Origin of the sequence: Nitrosomonas eutropha (genome assembly GCF_003201195.1) — a bacterium.
Classification (GTDB): Bacteria; Pseudomonadota; Gammaproteobacteria; order Burkholderiales; family Nitrosomonadaceae; genus Nitrosomonas; species Nitrosomonas eutropha.
The window spans coordinates 1-8,469 of sequence record NZ_QICQ01000050.1; the positions used below are offsets into that span (position 1 = coordinate 1).

The following is an 8,469-nucleotide window of genomic DNA, read 5'->3' on the forward strand; positions in this document are numbered from 1 at the left end:
TGTGGAAGAACTGTGAGCGCTTACTCAACACCAGCTTGCAGTTTATTCACCTGGCCTTCCTGGCCCTTCTACTCAAAAGACTTTGAACAGGTTCTGAGGCAGCCAATCAAACAGCAGACTCTAACCGTAATCAGGTTTGTTTCAGAGATTATTGAGCTCTGCATTAAGTGCCTTGATGTTACGTTCGTGTGAAGCTGCCTGGTTACGCAGTTGGAGAATATCAAAATAATTTGACGTGAAGTAAGGGTGATTTGGTAAATAATTTTCCGTTTTCCGGAGAGTCAGATCAATTGTTTTCAGGATGTCTTCCAGTAACCTGGTTTCATTAGCGAGTTCCTGAGAAAGAATTCTCCGACGTTTGGTATCTCGCTGATCCTGCTGCAGTTTGCTGACTCTGGGATGATTTCCGGCAACGCCATTTATTTGGCGGGAGGAAATCGTTGATCTGGATGTTTCGGATTGAATTCTTAAGGAATCTTTGGCTGCATTATTGGTAAAGATGATGCGCCCATGCTCATCCACTAACTTGTGAATACCGGAAGCTGTACTAACAGTGGAAAATACGAGTGATATGACACCAGACAGTATGATCGTGCAGTAAGTCTTTTTCATGGATACCCCCGATTTCTAAAATAGATGAGTTTGAACCGGAACCCCGTATTTAACGAATTAGCGAAATACGAAGTTCTGTCCGGAAAATATCAGATTTTAAGTCGGGTGGCGTTGTTGGTGATCTGTGAATAAGCGTTGATTAATACCGTCTTTTTACAGGCTGTAGTACAAGGCAAACTCAACAGGATGTGTAGTGGTACGTAACAATATTGCCTCTTCTGATTTAAGCTTGATAAAGGCGTCAATCATATCGTTGGAAAATACGTTACCGCGTGTCAAAAATTCACGATCCTGATCCAGGCTTTCCAGAGCTTCTTCGAGTGATGTGCAGGTATTGGGTACCATCGAGGCTTCTTCCGGGGGCAGATCATACAGATTTTTATCCATCGGATCGCCTGGATGGATTTTGTTTTGTATACCATCTAGCCCTGCCATCAGTAGGGCGGTAAAGGTCAGATAAGGGTTGGCACTGGGATCGGGGAAGCGTATTTCAATACGGCGCTGTTTTGGGCTGCTAGCATAGGGGATACGCACAGCGGCTGACCGGTTGCTGGAAGAATAAGCAATATTGACAGGGGCTTCAAAGCCGGCAACCAGCCTTTTATACGAATTGGTGCCTGGATTGGCAAAAGCATTCAGTGCTTTGGCATGTCGGATAATGCCCCCGATATAATACAGCGCGATTTCAGACATGCCGGCATAACCGTTCCCTGCAAACAGGTTTTTACCGTCCTTCCAGATTGACTGATGGACATGCATACCCGAACCATTGTCACCAACAATTGGCTTGGGCATGAATGTTGCTGTTTTGCCGTAGGAAACAGCAATATTATGAATGACGTACTTCATCAGTTGATTCCAATCGGCGCGTTTCACCAGGCTGTTGAAGCGGGTACCAATTTCACATTGTCCGGCATTGGCAACTTCGTGGTGATGAACTTCTACAGGGATTCCCAGTTCATCAAGCACCATACACATAGCTGAGCGAATGTCGTGCAGAGAATCTACTGGTGGCACCGGCATATATCCGCCTTTGATTGCGGGACGATAACCATTATTACTGCCTTCATAGCGTTTTTTGGAGCTCCAGGAAGCTTCTTCTGATTCAATCTTGACAAAACACCCAGACATGTCGGTGTGCCAGCGTACCGAGTCAAAAATAAAAAATTCCAGTTCCGGGCCAAAGTAGGCAACGTCACCAATGCCGGTGGATTTCAGATAAGTTTCTCCCCGTCTGGCCAGTGATCGCGGGTCGCGGTTGTATCCCTGCCCATCAGCAGGATCAATCACATCGCAAGTTAGCAGCAATGTGGTTTCTTCCATAAAAGGATCCAGCGAAGCAGTTTCTGGATCAGGTATAAGCAACATATCGGATGCGTGAATGTTTTTCCAGCCGGCAATTGAGGATCCATCGAACGGATGACCATCCTCGAATTTATCGGCATCCAAGACATGTGCGGGAACTGTGACATGATGTTCCCTGCCGTTGGTATCGGTGAAGCGCAGATCAATGAACTTGACTTCATGGTCCTGAATCATCTTTAAAACATCAGCTGCCACAGTTTTTTCTCCAGAAAAATAACATTTACTTGTGAAACGGTTTGTAAGGTACACGAGCTTGGCAGAGAAAATGCAAGGAAGGTACGTTGGCCGGTATTGTACCGTTGGGCAGACACCGAATAAATAGGTCAGTCATTTTATTTCAGGTAGAAAACTATGGCTTATCTGTGTTTTGGATAGAACCCGGAAATAATTACACCGATTACATCCAGAAATACGGATTCATGAAAATGCCAGGATGGGTCGTGGGGTCTTCCGCATTATCTGTAAGAGTCTGCTCATATCATCCGGCAGCGAAGATTCCCAGTGCATAATCTGTCCACTGTTAGGATGCGTCAGTTCGAGCTGCCGGGCGTGCAATGCTTGTCTTGGCAGGTGTACGATCGCATCAGCTGTTGGTGGATCAGATGAAATTTTGCCATACACTGGATCTCCCGCCAACGGATGACCAATAGACATCAGATGAACACGAATCTGGTGCGTACGTCCAGTTTCCAGACTACATTGCAGCAATGTGCAGGCAACAAATTTTTCCAGAATCCGATAATATGTGCGGGCAGGTTTGCCATTTTTCACCACGGCCATGCGGGTGCGATGCACAGGGTGTCGGCCAATGGGTGCGTCTACCAGGCCATCTTTCTCGATCCCACCCAGCGCGAGCGCGAAATAGTGACGTTTGACAGTACGCTGCTGTAATTGCCTGACCAGATCAAGTTGTGCCTCGATTGTCTTAGCAACAACCAGTAGGCCTGTAGTGTCTTTATCCAGTCGGTGAACGATACCGGCACGTGGCACCTGGCTGAGTTGTGGAGCATGGTTAAGCAAAGCATTTAATAATGTTCCATGCCAGTTACCGTTTCCTGGATGAACGACTAGACCAGCGGGTTTATCGATGACAATCAAATGATCATCTTCGTAGATAATACTGAGTGGAATCGCCTCAGCCTGATGGCTTTGATCACTTTCAACCAGACCAGCTGTAACATGGATTATTTCTCCTCCCCATATTTTTTGCCTGGTTGATCCTGCCGAGCCATCCACACTGACACGGTCTTCTCCAATCCATCGCTGTAACCGGCTGCGCGACCATTGAGGAAGCAACTGAGCCAGCACTTGATCCAGCCGCAATCCTGCAAGATTATCTGGCGCGATCAATTCGATAATATCTTCATTTTTCTGGCCGCTGGCTGTGGATGAATCAGGCTTTGCGCTATAATTGCGTCCATCTTGCCCGTTATTGAGATTATTCATTATGTTGCGACAATTTTTGGCAGGGTGGTTGATGGTATTGTTGGCCGCATGTGGCATTCTGTCCGAAAAAACGGTTGATAACAGCCAGTGGTCTGCGAGTAAATTTTATATCGAAGCCAAAAATGAGCTTAACGAGGGTAATTATTCAGCTGCAGTCAAATTGTTCGAAGCACTGGAAGCCCGTTATCCCTATGGACGGTTTGCTCAACAGGCACAGCTTGAAATAGCTTACGCCTACTATAAGGATCAGGAACAGGCCTCAGCCATTGCAGCGGCAGACCGGTTTATCCAGCTCTACCCACATCATCATAATATTGATTATGCTTATTATATCAAGGGACTCGCTAGCTTTAACGATGATCAAGGTCTATTGGGGTATATAACCACCAAAATCATTAAGCAGGATTTGAGCGAACGGGATGCAAAGGCTTCAAGAGAATCATTTGAAGATTTCAAGCTGCTGGTAACCCGTTATCCGGATAGTAAATATACGCCTGATGCACTGCAGCGCATGGCTTATCTGGTCAATGCGCTGGCAAGAGGTGAAATTCATGTCGCCCGGTATTATATGAAACGGAAAGCTTACATAGCAGCTCTCAGGCGTGCGCAGTTTGTACTGGAAGAATACCCGCAAACGCCTGCGACAGAAGAAGCGCTGTACATCATGGCAAGCGCCTACAATGAGTTGGGCCTGATCGATTTGCGCGAAGATACAGAAAAAGTCATCAAAAAAAATTTCCCGGAAAGTGCTTACCTTACAGATTCCGGTTCGCTGGTAGAAAAACCCTGGTGGAAAATCTGGTAATAAATTGAATTTTTCTACATCAGGAGCGCATACCAATTTCGTTCATCCGGAATTTTGGCGTAAAATGCAGCCCCCGCCCTGGTAGCTCAGGGGATAGAGCAACCCCCTCCTAAGGGGTAGGTCGGACGTTCGATTCGTCTCCAGGGCGCCAACTTGCCAACCTGTTAACAGATCCTATCCGGATTACTGGAATCCTCAGATTTGTTGTAGTTAATCGCGCATTTCTATCTCAATACAAATTCATGTGGTTTAAAAATTTACAGATTTACCGTCTTGCCAATGCAGTGATTACTTTTGACGAGCTGGAAGAGCGGTTAGCGAAGCAAACATTGCAGGGCTGCCTAGGGCTGGAAGCACAGAGCAAGGGCTGGGTTTCCCCGGGAGCCGAGGAAGCTGGCCTGGTCTACAGCTATGGGCAGCAGATGCTGATCTCGCTGGGGATAGAAAAAAAGCTGTTACCTGTGTCAGTTGTCAATCAGCTTGCCAAAGTTCGTGCACAGGAAATGGAATCACACCAGGGATACCCACCTGGTCGCAAACAGATGAAAGATATCAAGGAAGCAGCTTATCGTGAGCTGCTGGCACGTGCGTTTTCTGTCCGGCAACGGAGTCATGTGTGGATCGACCCAGTGGATGGCTGGTTTGTTGTTGAAGGTGCGAGCGCTTCCAGAGCAGATACCCTGATTGAGGCATTCATTAAATCGACTGGTATTGGGCTAAAGCGCGTCAGAACTAATATTGCACCAACATCCACCATGACGGCCTGGCTATCGGGCGATGAACCACCTGCAATTTTCTCTGTTGACAGCGACAGTATTTTCCGCAGCCGCGAGGATAAAAAGATTTCAGTGAGCTATGTGCAGCAATTGCCTGATCTACAGGAAATTACCCGACATGTCCGGACTGGCAAGGAAGTCATCAAACTGGCAATAACCTGGCGAGACAGGATCTCATTTATTCTCGATGAAAATCTGCAGTTAAAGCGAATAACCTTGCTTGATATCGACCGGGAATCGACAGAAACAGCTGAAGAACAGTTTGATAGCGATTTTTTCCTAATGACGGCTGAATTGCGGCAGCTACTGCCCGAATTGATGGATGCATTAGGGGGAATGGTCGATGAATAACCGCCTACAACGGCTGATAAAGGTGCGTCGTTGCGGATAAAGTATGTGTTGCGGGGTTGTTGCTGCTGAGTCCTGCATTTTTCCTGTTGTGATATTCTACTGTTTTTCCAGATATTTTTTGCGCCGCTGTTCTTGCCGGTGCTGTTTTAGCTCCTGTAATTTGGTGTATTGCTCAGAGCCTTTTCAATATCTCACTGAAGGGCGCGTTGCGGCGTTGAAATTGAACTCAAAATGCTCACATACTTCAAGTATGCTCCGCTTTCTCGTTCAATTTTGCCTTGCACTGCATCCCTTAATCGTGATCTTGAACAGGCTCTCAGGTGTCAGGGTCACTTTCAATTGGGAATGAGTTTCTTCATAGACCGCCTTAGCTTGTCAGTTCACAAATATTTCGCAAAGATTGTGAAAAATGTAGAAGTATGTATCTCGATTTCGGGTTTTTGGTCATGGCATTTCTTGTACACTACCTCGCATTGAATTCAGAAATGTTGCAACTACCTGTTTTTATTGAAGGAGGAAGCTCATGATCTTCTGGCGTATAAAATCGCTGGACTCTATGCTGGCCACGGCTGCCAAGAAAAGTCTTCATCGTTCCCTGGGCGTGTGGCAGCTGACCTTGCTGGGAATCGGCGCAATTATAGGAACCGGTATTTTTGTACTAACTGCCGAAGCCGCCCAGAAAGCCGGCCCCGGAATGATGATCGCTTTCGTCATTGCCGGTTTTGTCTGTGCAGTGGCTGCGCTTTGCTATTCTGAGCTCTCTTCGATGGTACCGATATCCGGATCTGCCTATACCTATTCCTACGCAGTACTGGGTGAATTAATCGCCTGGATGGTGGGTTGGGCATTGATCCTGGAATATTCTGTTGCTGCTGGTGCGGTGGCCGTAGGTTGGTCAGGCTATTTCGTCGGATTATTGAATTCCTCGCTGGGGATTAAAATTCCCTTTGCTCTGGTAAATGGCCCCTTTGCCGGGGGAATCATCAATCTGCCTGCAGTAATCATTTGCATCCTGGTTGTCAGTTTGTTAATCATCGGCACACGGGAAAGCGCTACATTCAATGCTACTCTTGTTGCGGTCAAAATTGTCGCTCTGACAGCATTTATAGCACTTGCTTTGCCGGTTGCTGATATGAATCACTTTGATCCTTTTCTGCCATTAGGAACATCAGGTGTTGCCGCTGCAGCGGCATCCATTTTTTTTGCGTATGTCGGTTTCGATGCGGTATCGACTGCGGCGGAAGAAACCAAAGATCCACAACGAAATCTTCCGATTGCCCTGATCAGCTCATTGTTGATTTGTACATTATTTTATTTACTGATTTCCGCTGGTGTGGTCGGTGCGGTAGGTGCGCAGCCATTAATTGATGCCACAGGGGAAGGTCTTATGCCCGGTTCCAGGGAAATGGCAGCGCAATGCAAATTGCTCGCAGCAGTGGGACAACAACCGGTTGTCTGTTCGCATGAAGCGCTGGCACATGTGCTACGCCAGATCGGATGGGAGAAAGTTGGCAACCTGATCGGTCTGGCAGCTTTCCTGGCGCTTCCTTCAGTCATCCTCATGATGCTGTTTGGGCAGACGCGTATTTTCTTCGTCATGTCGCGTGATGGCCTGCTCCCGGAAGTATTAAGCCATATTCATCCGCGTTTCAAAACCCCGTATATCGTGACACTGGTTACCGGGCTCGTCGTTACGGCATCAGCCGCTTTCCTGCCAGTAGGCAAGCTAGCGAATATCTCCAATTCCGGAACGCTGTTTGCTTTTCTAGTGGTAGCGCTATCCGTCATGATTCTTCGGATCAAGGATAAGAATCGTGCAAGACCTTTTAAAGCACCTGTAATCTGGCTGGTAGGACCACTTGCTATCGGCGGCTGCATAACACTTTTTTTGTTTCTGCCAACAGATGCCCAACTGGTATTTCCAATCTGGACAGGAGTTGGGCTGATTTTTTATTTTCTGTATGGCTATCGCAGAAGTCATGTTCTGCTGGGTATTAGTACTCCCCCTGGTGGCGAAAATTTGATTGAACCAATCCGATCTCTCGTGAATCACGAAGAAGGAGAACGAGACAAGGAAAAGTAACCTCCTGCCATAATTCTGATGCTCAATCGGAACATAAGGCATGAGAAACTTATGCCGTGCGGTCCGGGATGATCGATTCAATCACCTGCTGAAAATAGCCCTGAGGGGAAACGTTCCTGGTTGTGACAGCAGCTTAAGCAAGATGTGCCGCTGGATCACCTTATTCTCATTGAACGATCCACGTCTCCTGTGGCGATCATCTGGTCTGCATCGGATTGCCCTTATTGCCGCCTGCTGGAAAAGATTTCCTGATTAGATTATTCAGCCAAGCCCAATTTTTTCTATGATAAGCGCACACTGGCCCAAACAAACCCATCAAAGAGGAACTGTCATAGCCATGAACCGTATCTAATTGTCTTTATCTGCAAAAAGCTTATTTAATTTCGTATAATTTGCAAGCAATAAAATCAATGGCTTGCACAATTACAAAATTTCCGGGAGAAAAATTCAGAGGAAAAATAGCGTGTGAAAAATTTGCATTCATGATTTAAAGAATAGTTGATGGTTGAAAAGATATCCATAAAAAGAGGTGGAAAGATTTTCACGCAAACCCCGAGACCCCGTTTTGTAAGGGGGTGGATGGGGGGCGAGCGGTAGCAATCCCGAAAGCGTTACGGCGTAACCCGCGACGAAAAATCTACGCTGCTTCGGTCTCTTCCTCGCAAGCTCGGATGTCGCCGAAGGTCTCGATATTTTCTGCTGGCCACAGAAAGGGCTTAAAACGCGATTTAAGCGATTTCCATCATTCCAACACCTTTCTGGGCACTGCTCGATCGCTCTATCGCTGCGCTCATCGCTCCTCGCAGCATCCAGCGGCACAAATCGTTCATGGTGCGTCCTCATGGATGACCGTGACCGGAACTGAAGAGATCTCCCCGCAGATCCGGTCAACCATGGACGCAAGGAAATTGAGGTGAACAGGCGTAAACGCCATACTGAATCGTCCCGGGTTTTGAGGAGGCTGTTTGGTTAAAGTCAAGCCACCGGAATGGCTTCCCTGGCGAATTGCCTATAGTAGTTTACCTCAGCTT

Annotated in this window: 6 protein-coding genes, 1 tRNA gene and 1 pseudogene; 5 read left to right on the forward strand and 3 right to left on the reverse strand. The window is 47.1% G+C overall.

Annotation, left to right across the window (positions count from 1 at the left end):
- Positions 1 to 86 (forward strand): annotated as a pseudogene (locus tag C8R14_RS12445) (IS5/IS1182 family transposase); the annotation flags it as partial.
- Positions 87 to 141: 55 nt separating this feature from the next.
- Here C8R14_RS12445 and C8R14_RS12450 read toward each other — a convergent pair.
- From C8R14_RS12450 to rluD, 3 genes are all read right to left on the reverse strand, one after another.
- Entirely contained in the window at positions 142 to 612 is a 471-nt protein-coding gene (locus C8R14_RS12450) for a hypothetical protein (protein ID WP_011634306.1), read from the reverse strand.
- 153 nt (positions 613 to 765) lie between these two features.
- On the reverse strand, positions 766 to 2,151 hold the full coding sequence (gene glnA / locus C8R14_RS12455) for a type I glutamate--ammonia ligase (RefSeq protein WP_041353751.1): 1,386 nt from the start codon (positions 2,149 to 2,151) through the stop codon (positions 766 to 768).
- A 243-nt stretch (positions 2,152 to 2,394) separates the two neighbouring features.
- Positions 2,395 to 3,423 carry a 23S rRNA pseudouridine(1911/1915/1917) synthase RluD gene (gene rluD, locus C8R14_RS12460; RefSeq protein WP_011634304.1) on the reverse strand — a complete coding sequence of 343 codons (1,029 nt, stop codon included), beginning with the start codon at positions 3,421 to 3,423 and terminating at the stop codon, positions 2,395 to 2,397.
- A 1-nt stretch (position 3,424) separates the two neighbouring features.
- Between rluD and C8R14_RS12465 the strand changes: the two genes are divergently transcribed.
- The 4 genes from C8R14_RS12465 (at position 3,425) to C8R14_RS12480 (ending at position 7,438) form a co-directional block, all read left to right on the forward strand.
- Positions 3,425 to 4,228, forward strand: coding sequence for an outer membrane protein assembly factor BamD (locus C8R14_RS12465; protein WP_164502677.1), 804 nt, complete (start codon positions 3,425 to 3,427; stop codon positions 4,226 to 4,228).
- A 75-nt stretch (positions 4,229 to 4,303) separates the two neighbouring features.
- Positions 4,304 to 4,379, forward strand: a tRNA-Arg gene (locus C8R14_RS12470).
- 91 nt (positions 4,380 to 4,470) lie between these two features.
- Complete coding sequence (locus C8R14_RS12475) at positions 4,471 to 5,355, forward strand: recombination-associated protein RdgC (RefSeq protein WP_011634302.1); 885 nt, start codon at positions 4,471 to 4,473, stop codon at positions 5,353 to 5,355.
- A 523-nt stretch (positions 5,356 to 5,878) separates the two neighbouring features.
- On the forward strand, positions 5,879 to 7,438 hold the full coding sequence (locus C8R14_RS12480) for an amino acid permease (RefSeq protein WP_011634301.1): 1,560 nt from the start codon (positions 5,879 to 5,881) through the stop codon (positions 7,436 to 7,438).
- Positions 7,439 to 8,469 lie beyond the last annotated feature (1,031 nt).

Coding starts and splice junctions, on each gene's coding strand:
- C8R14_RS12480 (WP_011634301.1), top strand. CDS start 5,879: ATGATCTTCTGGCGTATAAAATCGCTGGACTCTATGCTGGCCACGGCT.
- C8R14_RS12450 (WP_011634306.1), bottom strand. CDS start 612: ATGAAAAAGACTTACTGCACGATCATACTGTCTGGTGTCATATCACTC.
- rluD (WP_011634304.1), bottom strand. CDS start 3,423: ATGAATAATCTCAATAACGGGCAAGATGGACGCAATTATAGCGCAAAG.
- C8R14_RS12475 (WP_011634302.1), top strand. CDS start 4,471: ATGTGGTTTAAAAATTTACAGATTTACCGTCTTGCCAATGCAGTGATT.
- C8R14_RS12465 (WP_164502677.1), top strand. CDS start 3,425: ATGTTGCGACAATTTTTGGCAGGGTGGTTGATGGTATTGTTGGCCGCA.
- glnA (WP_041353751.1), bottom strand. CDS start 2,151: ATGATTCAGGACCATGAAGTCAAGTTCATTGATCTGCGCTTCACCGAT.